The sequence below is a fragment of the Arthrobacter crystallopoietes genome (assembly GCF_017603825.1).
Lineage (GTDB): Bacteria > Actinomycetota > Actinomycetes > Actinomycetales > Micrococcaceae > Crystallibacter > Crystallibacter crystallopoietes_B.
In genome coordinates this window covers 2,219,827-2,237,709 of sequence record NZ_CP072014.1, presented here as the reverse complement: position 1 = coordinate 2,237,709, position 17,883 = coordinate 2,219,827, and the positions used below count along the sequence as shown (strand labels likewise).

Annotated in this window: 18 protein-coding genes; 10 read left to right on the top strand and 8 right to left on the bottom strand. The window is 64.3% G+C overall.

Features of this window, described 5'->3' with window-relative positions:
* Positions 1-42: 42 nt before the first annotated feature.
* Positions 43-975 (bottom strand): mycothiol conjugate amidase Mca, encoded by a 933-nt coding sequence (mca, locus tag J5251_RS10385; protein WP_432264395.1) that lies wholly within the window; start codon positions 973-975, stop codon positions 43-45.
* An 84-nt stretch (positions 976-1,059) separates the two neighbouring features.
* Here mca and J5251_RS10380 point away from each other — a divergent pair, with 84 nt between their 5' ends.
* A complete protein-coding gene (locus tag J5251_RS10380; RefSeq protein ID WP_244250618.1) occupies positions 1,060-1,512 on the top strand; it encodes a DUF4307 domain-containing protein in 453 nt (150 codons plus the stop codon).
* Positions 1,513-1,795: 283 nt separating this feature from the next.
* The gene (gene greA / locus J5251_RS10375) at positions 1,796-2,287 is read left to right on the top strand and encodes a transcription elongation factor GreA (protein ID WP_139005202.1); all 492 of its coding nucleotides are present in this window, start codon (positions 1,796-1,798) and stop codon (positions 2,285-2,287) included.
* 63 nt (positions 2,288-2,350) lie between these two features.
* On the opposite strand, the gene J5251_RS10370 is transcribed toward greA, so the two are convergent.
* The 4 genes from J5251_RS10370 to J5251_RS10355 are packed head-to-tail and all read right to left on the bottom strand — an operon-like array spanning position 2,351 to position 6,561.
* Positions 2,351-2,962 (bottom strand): rhomboid family intramembrane serine protease, encoded by a 612-nt coding sequence (locus J5251_RS10370; protein WP_208573903.1) that lies wholly within the window; start codon positions 2,960-2,962, stop codon positions 2,351-2,353.
* Positions 2,963-2,964: 2 nt separating this feature from the next.
* The gene (gene ilvA / locus J5251_RS10365; RefSeq protein ID WP_074699237.1) at positions 2,965-4,203 is read right to left on the bottom strand and encodes a threonine ammonia-lyase; all 1,239 of its coding nucleotides are present in this window, start codon (positions 4,201-4,203) and stop codon (positions 2,965-2,967) included.
* Positions 4,200-5,606, bottom strand: coding sequence for an AI-2E family transporter (locus J5251_RS10360; protein WP_208573902.1), 1,407 nt, complete (start codon positions 5,604-5,606; stop codon positions 4,200-4,202). The genes ilvA and J5251_RS10360 overlap by 4 nt, the downstream gene beginning before the upstream one ends.
* Before the next feature lie 19 nt (positions 5,607-5,625).
* Positions 5,626-6,561: an aldose 1-epimerase family protein gene (locus J5251_RS10355; RefSeq protein ID WP_208573901.1), complete on the bottom strand. Its 936-nt coding sequence runs from the start codon at positions 6,559-6,561 to the stop codon at positions 5,626-5,628.
* Positions 6,562-6,600: 39 nt separating this feature from the next.
* Here J5251_RS10355 and galT point away from each other — a divergent pair, with 39 nt between their 5' ends.
* Together galT and galK are read left to right on the top strand one after the other, a co-directional pair.
* A complete protein-coding gene (gene galT / locus J5251_RS10350; protein ID WP_208573900.1) occupies positions 6,601-7,710 on the top strand; it encodes a galactose-1-phosphate uridylyltransferase in 1,110 nt (369 codons plus the stop codon).
* On the top strand, positions 7,707-8,885 hold the full coding sequence (gene galK / locus J5251_RS10345; RefSeq protein ID WP_208573899.1) for a galactokinase: 1,179 nt from the start codon (positions 7,707-7,709) through the stop codon (positions 8,883-8,885). The genes galT and galK overlap by 4 nt, the downstream gene beginning before the upstream one ends.
* 84 nt (positions 8,886-8,969) lie before the next feature.
* Here galK and J5251_RS10340 read toward each other — a convergent pair whose 3' ends face one another.
* On the bottom strand, positions 8,970-9,812 hold the full coding sequence (locus J5251_RS10340) for a Bax inhibitor-1/YccA family protein (protein WP_171059346.1): 843 nt from the start codon (positions 9,810-9,812) through the stop codon (positions 8,970-8,972).
* 265 nt (positions 9,813-10,077) lie between these two features.
* Here J5251_RS10340 and J5251_RS10335 point away from each other — a divergent pair, with 265 nt between their 5' ends.
* From J5251_RS10335 to J5251_RS10315, 5 genes are all read left to right on the top strand, one after another.
* Complete coding sequence (locus J5251_RS10335) at positions 10,078-10,374, top strand: GroES family chaperonin (protein WP_240793075.1); 297 nt, start codon at positions 10,078-10,080, stop codon at positions 10,372-10,374.
* 233 nt (positions 10,375-10,607) lie between these two features.
* Complete coding sequence (locus J5251_RS10330) at positions 10,608-11,936, top strand: branched-chain amino acid ABC transporter permease (RefSeq protein ID WP_208573898.1); 1,329 nt, start codon at positions 10,608-10,610, stop codon at positions 11,934-11,936.
* A gap of 10 nt (positions 11,937-11,946) precedes the next feature.
* The gene (locus tag J5251_RS10325; RefSeq protein ID WP_139005194.1) at positions 11,947-12,927 is read left to right on the top strand and encodes a branched-chain amino acid ABC transporter permease; all 981 of its coding nucleotides are present in this window, start codon (positions 11,947-11,949) and stop codon (positions 12,925-12,927) included.
* 65 nt (positions 12,928-12,992) lie between these two features.
* On the top strand, positions 12,993-13,985 hold the full coding sequence (locus J5251_RS10320; protein WP_171059357.1) for an ABC transporter ATP-binding protein: 993 nt from the start codon (positions 12,993-12,995) through the stop codon (positions 13,983-13,985).
* Positions 13,982-14,737, top strand: a complete 756-nt coding sequence (locus tag J5251_RS10315; protein ID WP_139005192.1) for an ABC transporter ATP-binding protein — start codon at positions 13,982-13,984, stop codon at positions 14,735-14,737. Before J5251_RS10320 ends, J5251_RS10315 begins: the two co-directional genes overlap by 4 nt.
* 63 nt (positions 14,738-14,800) lie before the next feature.
* Here the strand turns inward: J5251_RS10315 and J5251_RS10310 are convergent, their stop codons facing one another.
* Positions 14,801-15,250, bottom strand: a complete 450-nt coding sequence (locus J5251_RS10310; protein ID WP_208573897.1) for an HNH endonuclease — start codon at positions 15,248-15,250, stop codon at positions 14,801-14,803.
* A gap of 145 nt (positions 15,251-15,395) precedes the next feature.
* Between J5251_RS10310 and J5251_RS10305 the strand changes: the two genes are divergently transcribed.
* Positions 15,396-16,585, top strand: a protein-coding gene (locus J5251_RS10305; protein ID WP_139007412.1) for an IS3 family transposase whose coding sequence is annotated in 2 segments (ribosomal slippage) — positions 15,396-15,666 and positions 15,666-16,585 — 1,191 coding nt in all. Because the reading frame shifts where the segments join, the coding sequence is not laid out codon by codon here.
* Positions 16,586-16,615: 30 nt separating this feature from the next.
* Here J5251_RS10305 and J5251_RS10300 read toward each other — a convergent pair.
* Positions 16,616-17,779 carry a DUF222 domain-containing protein gene (locus J5251_RS10300; protein WP_244250617.1) on the bottom strand — a complete coding sequence of 388 codons (1,164 nt, stop codon included), beginning with the start codon at positions 17,777-17,779 and terminating at the stop codon, positions 16,616-16,618.
* Positions 17,780-17,883 lie beyond the last annotated feature (104 nt).

The window sequence follows — 17,883 nt, the reverse complement described above, 5'->3', positions numbered from 1 at the left end:
GGAATAGGCACAAGGTGCCCGGAAAATCAGGTTGCGCTGTCTCTATCGTATGCCAGCAAAGAAGTCCGTTTCAGGTACCGAGGTTTCCACCCGGGCGTCAACCAGCGTGTAGTCCTCCCATGGCCACACCTTGCGCTGCATATCCGGCGACACCGCGAAGAAGAAACCGTTGGGCTCGATCTGCGTGCGGTGGGCCAGCAGGGCGCGGTCGCGGTGCTCGAAGAAGTCCCCGCAGTCGATCTGCGTAGTGGTCCGGTGAACCGGCATAGGCGGCTGATGCCCCTCGGCATCCGCCTCCTGCCAAGCGGCAATGCGCGCGGCATACGGCGACTGCAGGCCAGCCTCTTCGAGGGCGAAGTGCAGGGCGCGGAACCGCTCGGGGTTGAAGGCACGGTCGAAGTAAAGCTTCAACGGGGTCCAGGGTTCGCCGGCCTCGGGATAGCTTTCGGCGACGCCGGCGGCGTTGTAGGCCTCCACCGCTACCTTGTGCGCCATGATGTGGTCCGGGTGCGGATAGCCGCCGTTTTCGTCGTAGCTGATGATCACATGTGGCTGGAACTCGCGGACCAGGCGGACCAACGGCGCCGCGGCACGCTCGAGCGGCAGCGTGGCAAAGCTGCCGAAGGGCAGCGGCGGCAGCGGGTCGCCCTGCGGCAGACCCGAGTCGACGAAGCCAAGCCAGCGATGCGCGACGCCGAGCTCCTTGGCGGCGTCGGCCATTTCCAGCCGGCGCAGGCCGGGCAGATCGCGCAGGGCGTGCGGGACCGAGGCGACCTCCGCGTTCAGGATGTCGCCGCGCTCACCGCCGGTGCAGGTGACGACCATGACATCGACGCCGGCCGCGGCGTAGCTGGCCATCGTCGCCGCACCCTTGCTCGACTCATCGTCGGGGTGCGCATGGACCGCGAGCAGGCGAAGCCGGCTCCCGGAACTGCTTCCCTTGGGGGCCACGCCGGGCTGTGCGGGGATGCTCACGAAAAACTCCTGATGATCTACGAACGGACTATGACTGAATTCTGAAGGGACCGGGGCGACCCCGGGACACGATAAAGTGGTGGTGTGAGCACCACCGGACCCACTCCCACGGACACCTCGTCCGGGTTAAGCGTAGCCAATCGCTACGGCGCCCCAAAGCGCGGGCTCAGTGGGAAAGCCAAAAAGTGGATGGCCGTCGCCGCGCTGGCTGTCGCCGTCGTCATCGCTGGATGGATGTCCTTCTCCATCCAGGGCTCCGACGACGTCTCTAGCACCGACGTCGGGTTCAATCTTAGCGACGACGGAACAGTGGTGGTGGACTTCCAGGTCATAAAGGATCCGGACGCCACGGCGGAGTGCGCGGTCCAAGCCTTGAGCGAAACCTACGCGATCGTCGGCTGGAAGGTAGTCACCGTGGGCCCCAACGCCGAGGACGAGGGAGCAGCCAGCGGCCGCACGACGGCCCATCGCATTGAACTGCGAACGGAATCCCCCGCGACAACAGGCGGCGTCAACAGCTGCTGGATTGTGGACTGACCGCGCCGGTAGCTCTCCGATGCCCCTGCCCAAACGGGGGTCGAAGTCCGAAGCGAATGTTGCAGCTCGGTCTCGGTTATTGGGATTTGCTTCTGTGATTGACTAGACTTGTTCAAATACATTCCGCCCCGCCCATCAGGTGACTAAGGAAATTCGCTAGACGAGTCACCCGTATGGCGGGGTCTTTGCATGGAAGCGGCTGCCAACCCGGCGGCCGTTTCCTGCAATAAGTAACCGTGCCGGAGTCTCAGCTTTGAAACCGGCAGTAACTAAGGAGAAGTACGTGTCTACATCCAGCGCATCCGTCGCCTGGCTCACCCAGGAGTCCTACGACCGCCTGAAGGCTGAACTGGATCATCTCTCCGGCCCCGGCCGTACGGAGATTGTTGCCCGTATTGAGCAGGCCCGTTCAGAGGGAGACCTCAAGGAAAACGGCGGTTACCATGCAGCCAAAGAGGAACAGGGCAAAGCAGAGGCACGCATCCGGCAGCTGACCGAGCTGCTTCGCAACGCGCACGTGGGGGAAGCACCTGCCGATGACGGCGTTGTCGAACCCGGCATGGTTGTCGAAGCCAACGTCGCCGGCGACAAGGAAACCTTCCTGCTTGGCAGCCGCGAAGTTGCCGGCGATGCCGACATCGACGTCTACAGCGAGCGGTCCGCCCTTGGCGCCGCTATCCACGGTCTCAAAGCAGGCGACAAGACCAGCTACACAGCACCGAACGGCAAAGAAATCTCGGTGGAGATCATCTCCGCCAAGCCGTACAAGGGCTAAAGCAGCTTCCGGCCAGGCCGGATTCGAATGGCGGGTTCCCCTCCGGGGAGCCCGCCATTTTCCTCAGCTGCCCACGCGGCTGTTCCGACGCCGGGAATCCTTGCGCAGCAGGACCGCCGCCAGCACTCCCCCAACCGCGCCGAAAAAGTGGGCCTGCCACGAAATGCCGGACCCCGGCGTCGGCAATACGCCCCACAGGACCGAGCCGTAGAACATGAAGATCACCACGGCCAGCAGAATCTGCTTCCAGCTGCGGTTGTAGAACCCGCGCACCAGCAGGTACGTCAGGAAGCCGAAGACCAGTCCGGACGAGCCGACCGTCAGGCCGGCGCCGGTGAGCCAGACGCCGACGCCAGATACCAGCCAGCTGGAGGCGAGGACTGCGACAAATCGGCGCACACCCTCCAGGAACACCAGGAAGCCCAGCACCACCAAGGGCAGATTATTGCTGAGCAGGTGGCTGAAGTCCGCGTGCAGCAGCGGCGAAAAGATGATGCCGTCCAGCCCGTAGAGCGAGCGTGGAATGTTTCCCAGCAGGAAATTCAGCTCGAGGCCGGTCGACACGTTGACTATTTGGATGCCCCACAGCACGGCGGTGAGGAGACCCAGCACCACCAGTCCCCGCCGGGCCCGCGACGCTTGGGTCCGAGGCGCCTGCCCGCGGTAGCCAGCCATGGCTAATGCACGACGATGGGCTGAAAGCCCTCCGCCCGCAGGTTGTCCAGCACCTGCTTGCAGTGTTCGTGGCCCTTGGTTTCGATGTCGATGGTGATGGCCACGTCGCCCATGCTGATGGACCCGCCGATGCGGGTGTGGTCCACGCGGGTGACGTTCGCGTCCGATTCGGCGATGATGCGCGAGATCTGGGCCAGCGAACCAGGCCGGTCGTCGAGCATGATGCGCACGGACATGAACCGCCCCGAGGCGTACAGGCCGCGCTGGATCACCTTGAGCATCAGCATCGGATCGATGTTGCCGCCGGAGAGAATGACTGCCGTGGTACCGGGATTCTCGATGACCCCTTCCATCAGCGCGGCCACGCCCACGGCACCGGCCGGCTCCACCACCAGCTTGGACCGCTCGATCAGGAAGATCAGGGCCCTCGCGAGGGCATCCTCGCTGACGGTGACCACGTCGTCGACCAGTTCGCGGATGATGGAAAACGGCACCTGTCCGGGCCTGCCCACGGCAATGCCGTCCGCCATGGTGGATACTTTCTGCAGCGGCACCAGGGCGTCAGCGGCCAGCGACGGCGGGTAAGCCGCGGCGTTTTCCGCCTGTACGCCGATGACCCTGATCTCGCGGCCCAGCTCCTTGGCCCGGGCCTTGATCGCCGTCGCCACGCCGGCCAGCAGCCCGCCGCCGCCGACACCCATGACAACAGTGTCCACGTTGGGGATCTGCTCCAGCACTTCCAGGCCGACGGTCCCCTGCCCGGCGATGATGTCAGTGTTGTCGAAGGGGTGGACGAAGACGGCGCCGGTTTCATCAGCGTAACGCTGGGCCTCGGCCAGGGCTTCGTCAACATTGTGGCCGTGCAGGACAACTTCCGCACCGTGGCCGCGGGTGGCTGCCAGCTTGGGCAGGGCGACGCCCATGGGCATGAAAATCCGGGCCTTGATGCCAAGCCTGGCCGCAGCCACGGCGACGCCCTGGGCGTGGTTTCCCGCGGACGCCGCAACCACGCCGCGCGCCCGCTCCTCTTCGTTCAGGCGGGCCATGCGCACATACGCACCGCGGACCTTGAACGAACCCGCGCGCTGCAGATTCTCGCACTTGAAGTAGACGTCGGATCCGGTCATCCGGCCCAGCGCGCGCGACTGTTCCACCGGGGTCAGCTCGATCACGCCGTCGAGCAATTCGGCGGCATCCATGATGTCGTCAACGGTCACGGGAAGTGCTTTGAGATCTATCATTTCCGCAGTTCGTTCCTATCCTCCGGGGCATTACCGCCCGGTTCCCCAATATCAGTCTTTTCGGGCTTTGTATTTTCGACGACGGCGCCCTCCGCAGCCCCGTCCCTGGCATCAGGTTTCACCGCGGTGCCCTGCTTTGCGGTGGCCCCGGCGTCGTTCTTCGCGGTGTCCCCGGATCCGTCATCGCTGTCCGGCGCAGACCCTCCGGCCCCGCGTGCGCCTTTCGTGCCCGGTGGCTCGGCCAGCGGTTCAGTGCGCCGCTGCTGCCCGCCGACTGCGATGTCATGTTCCCAGTCCCGGCCGGCTATGTACTTCACCACCGTGTTGACGATGGCTAGCAGCGGAACGGCGAACAGCGCACCGGGAATGCCCGCCACCATGGTGCCGCCAGCAACGGCGATCACCACGGCCAGCGGATGCAGGGATACCGCTTTACCCATGATCAGTGGCTGGAGGACGTGGCTTTCCAACTGCTGGACGCCCAGCACGATGGCCAGCATGATCAGCGCGTTGACCCAGCCGTTGGCGACAAGGGCCAACAGCACCGCCACGAAGCCGGTGACCAGGGCACCGACAATCGGGATGAAGGAGCCGATGAACACCAGCACGCTCAACGGCAGCGCGAGCGGGACGCCGATGATGGCTGCGCCGGCACCAATGCCGACGGCGTCCACGAACGCCACGAACACCTGGACGCGGATGTACTGGACCAGCGAGTACCAGCCCTTGCGGCCGGCACCGTTGCTTGCCGCGCGGGCCCGCTTGGGCAGCAGACCGACGACGAACATCCAGATCCGCTCGCCGTCGAGCAGGAAGAAAATCAGCGCGAAAATTGCCAGCAGCAGACCGGTCACAAGGTGGCCGGCGGTGGAGCCAACGGAGAGGGCGCTGGAGAGGATGGCGCTGCTGTTGTCCTGCAGTTGGTCCAACAGTTCGTTGATGTAGTCGTTCAGCTGGGCCGATGTCAGCGCCAAGGGACCGTCGGTTAGCCAGCCCTGGATCTGACGCACACCCTCAAGCGCCTGGTCCCACAGTTCGCGGAAGCCGAAGAACAGTTGGCGCCCCACCAGGGACAAGGCCCCGCCCATCAGGCCCAGGAAGCCCAGGATCGTGATGGCGACGGCCAGGCCGCCGGGCACCTTGGCCTTGTGGAGGAACCGGACCACGGGCTGGAGCAGGCCAGCCAGCAGCGCGGCGACCATCAGCGGGATGATGATGAGCGAAATGTAGCTGAGCAGCCAGATCAGCACCCCGATCACCACTATGATCAATCCGAGCCGCCAGGCCCAGGCAGCACTGATCCTCAGGGCGTACGGCACGTCCTCGCGGACATGGTGCGGACCACCGGTTCCGGCGCGCGGACCGGCGGCCGGTGGACGGTTGTCGGGGAAGGGCCGGGTCATAGTGTCAATAGTTTCATATTCACGCCCCGACATTCGTCGAACCGACCTTGGCACTGATGCCCCAGCTGCCGCCGAATTCGGCGCCGGGCTCCAGCCAGACGAGTCCATCCCCGGAGTTGAGCGCATTCGCCGGCGCCGTCATCGGTTCAATGGCCACCGCCTGCACCCGTCCCGGGTACTTGTCTGTCACGAACACATGCGTGTAGGGGAATGTTTCGTCCTGCCACAAAGTCACGGATTTGCCGTCCGGGGCACTCAAGGTGCTCTCCACCCGGCCGCTGGCAGAGGGAACCAGATCGGTGTAGGCACAGTCCATGTCCAGCGAACCCACCTCTCGTCCGGCACGCAGGTCTACCTCTTCTGCTGCGGCTGCTTTGTCCCGGGGAATCAGTGTCTCGTCCGTGATCAGGTACGTCTCGCCGGGGACCGTCAGCGTCAGGCCCGAGGTATCTTCCTGACCAAGCCGCAGGTAGGGATGCGCGCCGAGGGCCACGGGTGCGGCCTCCTCCGAATGGTTGACCAGTGACTGCGTGACCAACAGGTCGCCGTCGTTATCCAGCTCGTAGCGGACGCGGTGGGTGAGGTGGAACGGATAGCCGTGCTGCGGGAAGATCCCGGCCTCCAGCGAAACGGCGGATTCGGTGTGTTCCACCTTGCGGTAGCCGGTGTTCCGCAGCAGCCCGTGGGTGGCATGGCCGCGCTTGAGTTCCGTGATGTCCAGCCGTTGTTCCTTGCCGTTGAGTGTCCAGACCGCTTTGTCCACCCGATTGGGCCACGGCGCCAGCAGGATCCCTACGGCTCCCGGCGGAATCTGGTCGTCGCCGAAAGTCTCGGTCAGTTGCACGGAGTTCTTCTCGAACAACCGCAGGCAAGCGGCCAGTTCCGTAATGACGGCGCGTGAGTCTCCGCGGACAATCTCGAACTGTTCTCCGGTGGCAAAGGTAGGGTGGCTCATAGCTAAAACGTACCGGAGAATGCATCCTCAGGAGCCGCCATGACGACCATGACTTCCACGCGGCTCGCGGACGGGCGGGAACTGATCTATTTTGACAGCGCCCCTGACGCAGCCAAGCGGCGCCGTGACACCGCCCCGAGCGACGGCCGGCAGCTGGATCCGCGCGGCGGCGGGACCGGCGAGGCGCGCTTCGATGTGCTGACCGGCGAGTGGGTGGCCGTGGCCGCGCACCGGCAGAACCGCACCCACCTGCCGCCGGCGGACGAATGTCCGCTGTGCCCCTCCGACGGCGTACGGCAGACGGAGATTCCGTCAGGCTACGAGGTCGCGGTCTTCGAAAACCGCTTCCCGTCCTTCGGTCCGCGGCTCGGCGCCCTGCCCGCCCCCGACGATGCCCCTGCCGTCAGCGCCCCGGCGTACGGACGCTGCGAAGTCATCTCTTTTACCGAAGACCATGTCGGTTCCTTCGGTTCGCTCCCGTTCGAGCGGGTGCGCACGGTGGTGGACGCCTGGGCGCAGCGCACCGAGGCCCTGTCCGCGATGACCGGCGTGCAGCAGGTTTTCTGCTTCGAAAACCGCGGAGCCGAGATCGGCGTGACGCTGCATCACCCACACGGCCAGATCTATGCCTATCCGTTCATAGCGCCGCGCAGCGCCGGCATGGCGAAGCTGGCCCGGCGGCATTACCTTCGCTCCGGCGGCCTGGAAACCTTGACAAGTTCGGCACTGGCGGCCGAGCGGACCGACGGCGAGCGCATGATCGTCGAGGGTAACCACTTCAGCGCCTACGTTCCCTTCGCCGCCCGTTGGCCGCTGGAAATACACCTCGTTCCGCACCGCCAAGTCCCCGACCTCGCCGCCCTGACCGGGGAGGAACGCGACGAACTCGCGGAACTTTACCCGCAACTGCTGCGCCGACTGGACAATCTCTACAACTCCCCCACTCCCTATATCGCCGCATGGCACCAGGCACCTGTCGCTCACGACTTCCGACCCTCCGGCCATCTCCACCTGCAGCTGACCTCCCCGCGCCGAGCCGAGGACAAGCTCAAGTACCTTGCCGGCTCGGAAGCCGCCATGGGCGCCTTCATCAATGACACGGCGCCCGAGGACACCGCCGCGCGGCTTCGGGCGGCGGACACGGCATGACCGGCCGGACAACCGCAGCCGCCGACGCCTTCGCCCAACACTTCGGCCACGCTCCAGACGGCATCTGGGCCGCCCCGGGCCGCGTCAATCTCATCGGCGAGCACACCGACTACAACCTTGGCTTCGCCCTTCCGCTGGCCATCGACCGCTCCACCCTCGCCGCGGTTTCCCGGCGGAGGGATTCAACCGTCCGCGCCACCGCCCTAAATACCGGGTACGACGACGTGACGTTGGCTGCCGCTGACATCGCACCTGGCGCCGTGGCGGGTTGGGCTGCCTATCCGCTCGGCGTCGTGTGGGCGTTCGCCCAACGCGGAGTGGAAATTCCCGGCCTAGAGCTGCAACTGGAGTCCGACGTTCCCATCGGGGCCGGGCTCTCTTCCTCGGCTGCGCTGGAATGTTCCGTGGCCGTTGCCCTCAACGACCTGTTGGGAGCCGGCTTCGAACCGCCGGAGCTGGTCCAAATCTGCCGGCAGGCCGAGAACGAGATGGCCGGCGCACCGACCGGCATTCTCGACCAGACGGCGTCCCTCTTGGGCCGCGGCGACCATGCACTGCTCCTTGACTGCCGCAGCCTGGCAACGCAGCCGGTCCCCCTGCCGCTGCGCGCGGCGGGGTTGCAGCTCCTGGTGGTCGACACGAAGGTCTCGCACTCGCACTCAAGCGGCGGATATTCCGCACGGCGCGCCGACTGTGCCCGGGCTGTGGAGGCTTTGGGCGTGGACTCCCTGCGGGATGTGGAGGAAGGAATGCTTTCGGAGGCACGAGGCCGGTTGGACGAAACAACGTTCCGCCGCGTGCGGCACGTCGTCACGGAGAACCAACGAGTGCAGCAGACAGCCCACCTGCTGATGTCTCGGGGTGATGCATCCGGCCCGACATCCGGGCCCGCAGGAATCGGTGGCCTCTTGACAGCCAGCCACGTCTCCCTGCGCGATGACTACGAAGTGTCCTGTGCCGAGCTGGATCTGGCCGTCGACACTGCACTCCAGCACGGCGCCTTGGGCGCCCGGATGACGGGAGGCGGGTTCGGCGGCTCGGCCATTGCCCTGGTGCCGGAAGAAGCGGCAGAAAAGGTGAGCACCGCCGTCGTCAGTTCTTTCCGCATGGCTGGATTTAAGCAGCCCGATATCTTTCCGGTTGCCCCGGCCGACGGCGCCAGCCGGTTGGCCTGACCACCGCCTGCCAATTCGCCCGTTAAACACAACAGGCCCCGGCATTGCTGCCGGGACCCGCTGGACTCAAACTATGGAATGCGGCTACTCCGTGCCGCGAAGGATCGCGAGCAGGCGCAGGATCTCCACATACAGCCAGATCAGCGTCACGGTCAGGCCGAACGCAGCGGTCCAGGAGTATTTGCGGTCCACACCGGCACGAACGCCCTGCTCAATGGAGGTGAAGTCCATGATCAGCGAGAACGCGGCCAGGCCGATGGCGAACAGGCCGATGATCACGCCGAGGGGAATGCCGATGCCCATGATGTTGATTTCGATGCCGCGGACGCCCCACGGGGTGTCCATTACACCGAACATCTGCAGGCCCAGGTTGACCAAGGAGAACACCGCGTAGCCGATGATGGCGATCATGAAGAACTTCATCGCCTTCGGCGTCGCGCGCACCTTGCCGCTCTTGAAGAGGAGCAGGGTCACGGCGAACACGCAGACGGTGCCGAGCACTGCCTGAGGTGCGACGCCCGGGTACATCGAGTCGAGCACCATGGACAGGCCGCCGACGAACACGCCTTCGGCTCCGGCATACGCCAGGATCAGGGCCTTGGACGGCTCCTTCTTGAAGGCGTTGACCAAGCCGAGCACCAGGCCGACGAGCATACCCGGAATCATCAGGGCCGGAATCATCCAGCCCACGGCTGCACCGGCGAGGACCAGAGCCAGGCAGGCCATGGTCTTCATGATGACGTCGTCGTAGGTCATCCGGCCGGTCTGTGCGGGCCCTGCCGACGGCTGGTTGTACAGATCATTGAGCTGCTGGCTGGACATCTGCGACTGGCCCGCGAGCATGGCCGAGCCGGCGTTCGCCGAGCGCTGTGGCTGGCTGCGGAACGCATTTGGATTGTTGAAGACCGGATTTCCACCCATGGCCATTGTTGTTGTCCTCCATCTAGGGGGTACGAGCTGACTAAACCCTATCAATCACAACGTTTGAAGGTCCGAAATTTATCCCGTTGGGTGAATAATGTCCCGATCGTCCGTTGCAGCGTGCCGAATCGACGTCCAAGTAGGCGCGGGCCTGCAGTGATTCCCGGCAACAGCGGTCGGCGCAGGCTGGCACCATGGCTAGAATACTGGGGTGACCACGCGCCCCGATTCCTCCTCCAGCCGCACCGCCGCAACCAAGCTGCCCCTGCGGATGCTCCATGACCGCATTCTCGTTGCGCTGGACAAGGACAGCAGCGAGCGCCGTTCTTCATCCGGCATCGTGATTCCGGCGACCGCTGCCATGGGCAAGCGTCTGGCCTGGGCCGCCGTCGTCGCCGCAGGTCCCCACGTGCGCCAGGTCAGCGTCGGCGACAAGGTGCTTTTCGATCCGGAGGACCGGGCCGAGGTGGAAGTCAACGCCACGGACTACGTGCTGCTGCGCGAGCGTGATATCCATGCGGTGGCCGAGCCGGAAGAGCAGGACAAGCGCACCGGGCTGTACCTCTGACCTGAGGTTCGTATTCTCCGGCCTTCTCCACGCCCTTCAGGCAGATCCGTTTCACCAAACCTGCACAAGTGTTATCCGATTGCGATGAAAAGCAAGCATTTCGCAACATGTTGAACGGATTCCCCGAGTAACATAAACGACACGTCCGTGATAGAGATCACAGACGACGTCAGCTGCCTGCCGCCGAAAACGTCAGGCCACCCCACACTGTGGAGGTTTGTATTTTGAGAACTATGCCGAAGCTCGCTCGGCTCTGGGGGAAGTTACTCGCAATTCTGGCCATGACGGCGGCAATGCTGTTCATCGCCTCACCCTCGCTGGCTGCCACTACTGCGCCCGCGCCCGCGCCGGCGCCGGATACAACGACAAGTGCTCCGGCCGAACCGTTCCGGGATACCATCAGCGGTGTTCTGCGCAACGCCGAAGGCCCGGTCCCTGGCGTCAGAATCACCGCCACTGGTGAAGGATTCACGGGGGAAGCCGTCACCGGAGAGAACGGTTCCTGGTCCATCGGGGTTCCGGAGCGGGGCACGTATCAAGTGGAAGTGGATGTCTCCACCTTCCCCGAGGGCGTGGAGCTTGCGGAAGGAACGCCCAATCCGCGCGAAGTAACGTTCACCAACACCTCCAACGCGGCAGCGATCTTCCCGCTCGGCGAAGGCATTGTCTTCCAAGGCGCCAGTTTCGGAGAACAGCTGGTGGAACGCCTGATCGCGGGGCTGAGCTTCGGCCTCCTCCTGGCCCTCGCCGCCGTTGGCCTGAACCTGATCTTCGGCACCACCGGCCTGACGAACTTCGCCCACGGCGAGATGGTGACCCTCGGAGCCGTGCTCGTTTTCGGCTTCAACGCCGCGGGCCTGCCTGTCTGGCTCGCGATAGCTCTGGCGATCGTCGGCGGAGCCGTCTTCGGCTACACGCAGGATGCGTGGCTGTGGAAGCCGCTGCGGCGCCGTGGTTCGGGTCTTATCCCGATGATGATCGTCAGCATCGGCCTCGCTCTCGCCAGCCGCTACGTCATCCAGTTCTTCTTCGGCGGTGCAACCCAGCAGCTGCCCGGTGCCAACAGCCCCATTCTCGAATTCGGCTCCATTTCCATCAGCCGCAACACGCTGACGTCCCTGGTGGTCAGCGCCATCGTCATCATCGCCATTGGTCTGCTGCTGCTCAAGACCCGTCTCGGAAAGGCCACGCGGGCCGTTTCCGACAACCCCGCTCTCGCAGCGGCGTCGGGCATCGATGTGGACCGCGTCATCCGGATTGTCTGGACCGCCGGCGGCGTGCTGGCTGCTCTCGGCGGCATCCTCTGGGCCTACTACCGCCCGGGTGTGACGTTCAATATGGGGCAGCAGATCCTCCTGCTGATCTTCGCCGGCGTCGTTCTCGGTGGTCTGGGGACCATTTTCGGCGCCCTGCTGGGTTCCGTGCTCGTGGGCCTTTTTGTTGAGCTGTCCACCCTCTGGCTGGAAGCCGACCTGAAGTACGTAGGCGCCCTCTTGATCATGATCGTCGTACTCCTGTTTAGGCCCCAAGGCATTCTGGGCCGTAAAGAGCGAGTGGGATAGGAGCTTCGATATGGACTTTCTCAATATTCTCGCGAACGCCTTCGGCGAAATCATCAGCCCGACGACGGCGGCGTACGCCCTCGCGGCCCTCGGCCTCGCCGTACACTTCGGCTACTCCGGGCTACTCAACTTCGGCCAGGCCGGCTTCATGGCGGTCGGCGCCTACGGCTTCGCCATTCCTACGATCCTTTGGGACGTGCCATTCGTCGTCGGCCTGTTGATCGCCCTCATCGGCTCTGTCCTTTTCGCACTCCTGCTCGGTATTCCCACCCTCCGGCTGCGCGCGGACTACTTGGCCATCGTGACGATTGCGGCGGCGGAAATCCTGCGCTACATCGTCACAACCAACCAACTTACCCCTATCACTGGTTCCGCCAACGGCCTTGCCGCATTCGAAGGCGGATTCTTCGCTATGAACCCCATCCCCCCGGGCCAGTACGACCTCGGCTTGGTGGACTTTAATGAGCGGGACCTGTGGATCCGGATCGTGGGCTGGGGTGTTGTCGCCGTCTGCTGTGTGATCGTCTGGCTACTGATGCGCAGTCCCTGGGGACGCGTGCTCAAGGGTATCCGCGAGGACGAAAACGCTGTCCGTTCCCTGGGCAAAAACGTGTATTCCTACAAGATGCAGGCCCTCATCATCGGCGGCAGCTTCGGTTCGCTTGCGGGCATGATCTTCACGCTGCCTCGCGGCGCCGTGCAGCCGGCCAACTACGCCACGGAACTGACGTTCTTCCTGTGGACCTGTCTGCTGCTGGGCGGCATGGCTACGGTACTCGGTCCGGTCATCGGCGCCATGATTTTCTGGGTGGTCCTCTCACTGACCCAGGGCGTACTCTATGGTGCAATCGGGGCCGGTTACATCACCTTCCTCACAGCCACCCAAGCCGGGCAGCTTCGCTACATTCTGGTAGGTGTGGCGCTGATGCTGTTGATGATCTTCAGGCCCCAAGGCGTCATGGGCAATAAGAAGGAGCTGGCGTTCGCATGACCGACAACAACACCGCAGTCCCGGCGCCCGTGGGCGGTGCACCGGAGCATGCAGCCTCCGAATTCATGACTGACACCAGGCCCATCGCGGCCGGCGAAACCGCGCCGGGCTGCAAGAAGCGGGATCCGATCCTGATCGCCAAGAACGTGACCCGGACCTTCGGCGGACTCAAGGCGGTCGACGTCGAATACCTGGAAGTCCCGCGACACAAGATCACGGCGTTAATCGGCCCCAACGGGGCCGGCAAGACCACCCTGTTCAACCTCTTGACCGGATTCGACGTTCCGCAAAGCGGCGAGTGGAAGTTCGACGACCACTCTCTGGCGGGCGTCCCGTCCCACAAAGTTGCCCGCATGGGTATGGTCCGTACCTTCCAGCTCACCAAGGTGATGGGCAAGCTCACGGTGATGGAAAACATGCGGCTCGGCGGGGACAGCCAGCCCGGTGAGAGGCTGAGCAAGGCACTCTTCAAAGGCATGTGGAGCGGCCGGGAAAAGGAGATCACCCGACAGGCTGACGTCCTGCTGGAGAAGTTCAAACTGGATACGAAGAAGGATGACTACGCAGCCTCCCTTTCCGGCGGACAGCGCAAGCTCCTGGAGATGGCCCGCGCCCTGATGGTGCGGCCGAAGCTGGTCATGCTCGACGAGCCGATGGCAGGCGTGAACCCGGCTCTCACACAGTCGCTGTTGGACCACGTCAAGAACCTGAAGGCTGAGGGCATGACTGTTCTGTTCGTGGAACACGACATGCAGATGGTTCGCCACATTGCCGACTGGGTTGTCGTCATGGCGGAAGGAAAAATTGTTGCTGAAGGTCCACCTCAGGACGTCATGAAGGACCAGGCAGTAATCGATGCCTACCTTGGAGCTCACCACGACGTGGACCTGGGCGATGCGGAAGGAATCGAAGCACTGGAAGAACAGCTTTCACACGATCAGGAGTCGGTTGTTGGGACAGAGGACGAAGGCGTGATCGGGCGCCATATCACCGAGCTCGACGGCGGAGCTGAACGCCCGGGCGAGCCGGGCTCCGGAGACAGTAAGGATCAGCGATGAGTGAGCAGAGCCGCGAGGCTGCGTCGCAGGAAGCTGTCGTCAAGGTCACGGACCTCGTCGCCGGTTATCTGCCCGGCGTCAATATTCTCAATGGGTGCAGTATTGAGGCCCGACCCGGTGAACTGATCGGCATAATCGGTCCGAATGGCGCCGGCAAGTCGACGCTGCTCAAAGCCATGTTCGGCTTGGTACGGGTGCATTCCGGGACCGTGGTCGTCCGCGGCAAAGACCTGACGGGCCTTAAGGCGAATAAGCTTGTCACGCAGGGCGTTGGCTTCGTGCCCCAGACAAACAACGTCTTCGCTTCTTTGACCATCGAAGAGAACATGCAAATGGGAATGTTCCAGCAGCCCAAGAATTTCAAGGAACGCTTCGACTTTGTCACGAGTCTGTTCCCTGAGCTCGGCAAGCGCCGCACCCAGCGTGCGGGTTCGCTCTCGGGCGGCGAGCGGCAGATGGTGGCCATGGGTCGGGCCCTGATGATGGAACCGGCCGTATTGCTCCTCGACGAGCCCTCCGCAGGCCTCTCCCCCGTTAAGCAGGACGAGACGTTCCTCCGGGTACATGAGATCAACCGCGCCGGGGTCTCCGTAATCATGGTCGAGCAGAATGCGCGCCGGTGCCTGCAGATTTGCGACCGTGCATATGTGCTCGACCAGGGTAAGGACGCGTACACGGGAACCGGCCGTGAATTGATGAAGGATCCCAAGGTCATCCAGCTGTATCTAGGGACTTTGGCTGATACCGCTTAGTTGCAGCGGGGTTTCGGACTTACGCCTGAACCCCGCTTGTCACGCCAATTACTGACTTATAGCTCAGGCGGCGGGGCGGTAGAGGAAGTCGATGCGGCCGAGTGCCTGTTCGAAGACTGACAGCGGCCCCGGCAACTCGTCCGGCTGCTCTGTTGCCGGTGCCGGTGGTGTGCCGGGCAGCGCTGGTGCGGTGGATTGGTAGGTGTGCCCGGTCGGCGTGGTGGTTTCCACGGTGTGCCGTGGCCCGGGCACGGTTTGGGCGTGCCAGCCGTCGGCTTCCTTCGCGAGGTTGCACGCTTCGCATAGGCCTTGCCCATTGACCTCGCTGGTCTGCCCGGCGTTGCGCCAGGGCACGACGTGGTCGTGGTGGCGGATCGGCGCGTCGCACCAGGGGGTGCGGCAGAGCTGGTCCCGGGCCTGGATGACCCGCTGCATTCCGGCCGGCATCGACCGCGCCCGCGAATCCATCCCGAGCAGCTGCCCGGTACCGGGCGCTGTATACAGCCGGCGCACCCACACTTCCACATCTTCCGCATCGGCGGAGGCTCTTCGCCTGAAACCAGGCGGCCCGATCGCCGAACCTGCTGGGGAGCCTAGAGATTTCGGACAGTGGACCCTCATAAAATTAGAGGGACTACTGAAATGAGGAACGTGCAGAATGTCTGCATCACAACGACGGTTCACCCAGGAATTCAAGGACGATCTGTGCCAGGAGGTCATCACAACCTCCAAGACAATCAAATCCGTTGCCGAGGAGAACGGCGTCGGGGCCGAGACTCTGCGGACCTGGCTGAAGAAATACCGTAACGCCGGAAACGTGCCCGATGAGGACGAGGCCCTGAGCGTCTCCGAACGAGCAAGGCTCAAGGAACTCGAGCGCGAAAACCGCGAGCTGAAAGCCGAGGCCGCGTTCCTAAAAAAAGCCGCAGCATACTTTGCACGGGAGCCACGGTAGTGGCGAAGTATGAATTCATCGACTCCCAGCGCAACGACCCTGCCGGCACCAGTCCGGTGGTGAAGATGTGCCGGTGGCTTGGCGTCTCCGCGTCCGGTTTCTATAACTGGCTCTCCCGCCCGCTCTCGGCCACCGCGGCCCGCCGGCAGGCGCTCACCGCCCGCGTGCGGCACTTCTTCACACGATCCGACGGCACCTACGGCTACCGGCGGATCCACGCCGATCTGGCCGACGAGGGCACCGGGTGTTCGCCGGAGCTGGTGCGCCAGATCATGCGCGATGAGAACCTCATCCCGTGCCAGCCGCGCCCGTTCAGGACCACGACCGAGGCCGATGCCGACGCTGCGGCAAAGATCCCGGATCTGATGAAGCGGGACTTCAGCGCGGACCGGCCCGGGACCAAGTTCGTCGGCGACATCACCTATATCCACACCTGGCAGGGCTTCGTCTATCTGGCCACCGTCATCGACTGCTACTCCAAGAAAGTCGTGGGCTGGGCCATCGCCGACCACATTCGTGCGGAACTGGTCGAGACTGCCTTGCGCAACGCCGCCGAGACGAGCGTGATCGAGCCCGGCGCGATCTGGCATTCGGACCGCGGCAGCCAATACACCTCCGCCTCGTTCCGGGCCCTGGTCGCGGGACTGGGCATGCGGTCCTCGATGGGCCGGACCGGGGTTTGCTGGGATAACGCGATGGCCGAATCCTTCTTTTCCGCTCTGAAAAACGAGCGTGTTTACCGCACGGTCTACGCGACGAAGACTCAGGCCCGCAGGGACGTCATCCGCTATATCGAGGGCTTTTACAACTCCCGCAGGAGGCATTCCGCACTCGATTACCGGTACCCCAACAACGTCCACTACAGTTACCAGCAGCCAGCCCTGGCAGCATAGGAAACCGCTAATTCCGCTGTCCGAAATTCGCTAAGCAGCCCATGCTTCCCTTGTGTTTCCGGCGGTTCGGGTGTCTCCGTTCGCGCCAGCAGCATCGGCGACCGGTACCGGTTCGCCTGCGCCTGGCGGACCGGAACCCGTAACACCGGTCCCGTTGCCGGCATCCGCGGGGCCGGCAACGGCTTCGCCAGACCCATTTGCGGCACCTTTGATCAGGCTGCCGACGGTATGTTCCTCGCCGCCGTTCGCGTACTCGTGGTCCGTGTTCTCGGTGCGGAGCAGGTCGCGGGCCCAGTGGGCGGGGACGATGCCGTACCCGGTGAGGTGGGCGGGCTCGGAGTCGCCTTGGAACAGGGTGCGGTCGGTCATGACCAGTTGCACCTCGATTTTCGCCGGGCTCTGGGCGGGCTGGCCGGTGACGCGTTCGACGAGGATGTCGGCCATCAGCTGGCCCCGGCCGCGTTCATCGCCCTGCGCCTTCAACCGGTCTGCCGCCTTGACCAGCGCGGCGGTAACGGCCACGCCCTGCACCACCGGGAGCAGGGCACTCACGTAGGCCATGGTGTCCGGCGCCGGACGGCAGGAAACATGGCGTCCGGTTTCGGCTTTCGCGGCCCGGCGGACCACCGCGTGCGGGTCCAGCCGCAGCGCGGCCTGCTTCGCCAGCGCCCCGATCCGTTGATCCCCGCACCCTTGCAGCGTCGTCGGATCAGCACACAGTTCCCGGTCCACCGCGGCACGGTCCTCCACCCTCAGGCAGGCGGTCTCGCGGACCAGGATGGTCGCCCGCCATTCATTCAGCCGGCCCTGGGCCAGCGCCTGATAGGTGTACGGCATTTCCCTGACCAACGTGGTCGCCAGGCCCAGATGCTTACCGCCCCGGTTCGGGGAGTCCTTCCGGGCCAGGCCGACCTCCTTCGCCAGCCCCCGGCCCCGTTTCTCCGCGGAGATCCCGGCCGCGGCCCGGGCCTCCCGGCGGGAGGCAACAAACGCTTCCGTCTCCCGGGCCTGCGCGGCAGCCAGGGCGGCCTTGAGTTCCTCCATCGCGGTGATCCGGTCAATCCGCACCCCCTCGGAAACCTCCTGATCCAGGTCCGAAAGCCCGGCGGCCCAGCCGCGGACCAGCACTGCACCCGCGTCGCCGGGAACCGGCGTCACCGGACCCATCTCCGCTGGAACGATTGACTCGAACATACATTCGATTTTACCGGGGCGTGATGCAGACCTCAACAGGGTGCTGCGGGGGATGTGGACAAGGAAAAAGCGCTTATCGAAGGGCGGGCTTGCTTGATCGGCTT

Excerpts from the sequence above, each read along its gene's own strand:
- J5251_RS10335 (WP_240793075.1), top strand. The coding sequence starts at position 10,078 with ATGCTCCATGACCGCATTCTCGTTGCGCTGGACAAGGACAGCAGCGAG.
- ilvA (WP_074699237.1), bottom strand. The coding sequence starts at position 4,203 with ATGATAGATCTCAAAGCACTTCCCGTGACCGTTGACGACATCATGGAT.
- J5251_RS10360 (WP_208573902.1), bottom strand. The coding sequence starts at position 5,606 with ATGACCCGGCCCTTCCCCGACAACCGTCCACCGGCCGCCGGTCCGCGC.
- J5251_RS10355 (WP_208573901.1), bottom strand. The coding sequence starts at position 6,561 with ATGAGCCACCCTACCTTTGCCACCGGAGAACAGTTCGAGATTGTCCGC.
- J5251_RS10300 (WP_244250617.1), bottom strand. The coding sequence starts at position 17,779 with ATGTTCGAGTCAATCGTTCCAGCGGAGATGGGTCCGGTGACGCCGGTT.
- galK (WP_208573899.1), top strand. The coding sequence starts at position 7,707 with ATGACCGGCCGGACAACCGCAGCCGCCGACGCCTTCGCCCAACACTTC.
- J5251_RS10340 (WP_171059346.1), bottom strand. The coding sequence starts at position 9,812 with ATGGCCATGGGTGGAAATCCGGTCTTCAACAATCCAAATGCGTTCCGC.
- J5251_RS10370 (WP_208573903.1), bottom strand. The coding sequence starts at position 2,962 with ATGGCTGGCTACCGCGGGCAGGCGCCTCGGACCCAAGCGTCGCGGGCC.
- J5251_RS10330 (WP_208573898.1), top strand. The coding sequence starts at position 10,608 with ATGCCGAAGCTCGCTCGGCTCTGGGGGAAGTTACTCGCAATTCTGGCC.
- J5251_RS10315 (WP_139005192.1), top strand. The coding sequence starts at position 13,982 with ATGAGTGAGCAGAGCCGCGAGGCTGCGTCGCAGGAAGCTGTCGTCAAG.
- J5251_RS10325 (WP_139005194.1), top strand. The coding sequence starts at position 11,947 with ATGGACTTTCTCAATATTCTCGCGAACGCCTTCGGCGAAATCATCAGC.
- J5251_RS10320 (WP_171059357.1), top strand. The coding sequence starts at position 12,993 with ATGACTGACACCAGGCCCATCGCGGCCGGCGAAACCGCGCCGGGCTGC.
- galT (WP_208573900.1), top strand. The coding sequence starts at position 6,601 with ATGACGACCATGACTTCCACGCGGCTCGCGGACGGGCGGGAACTGATC.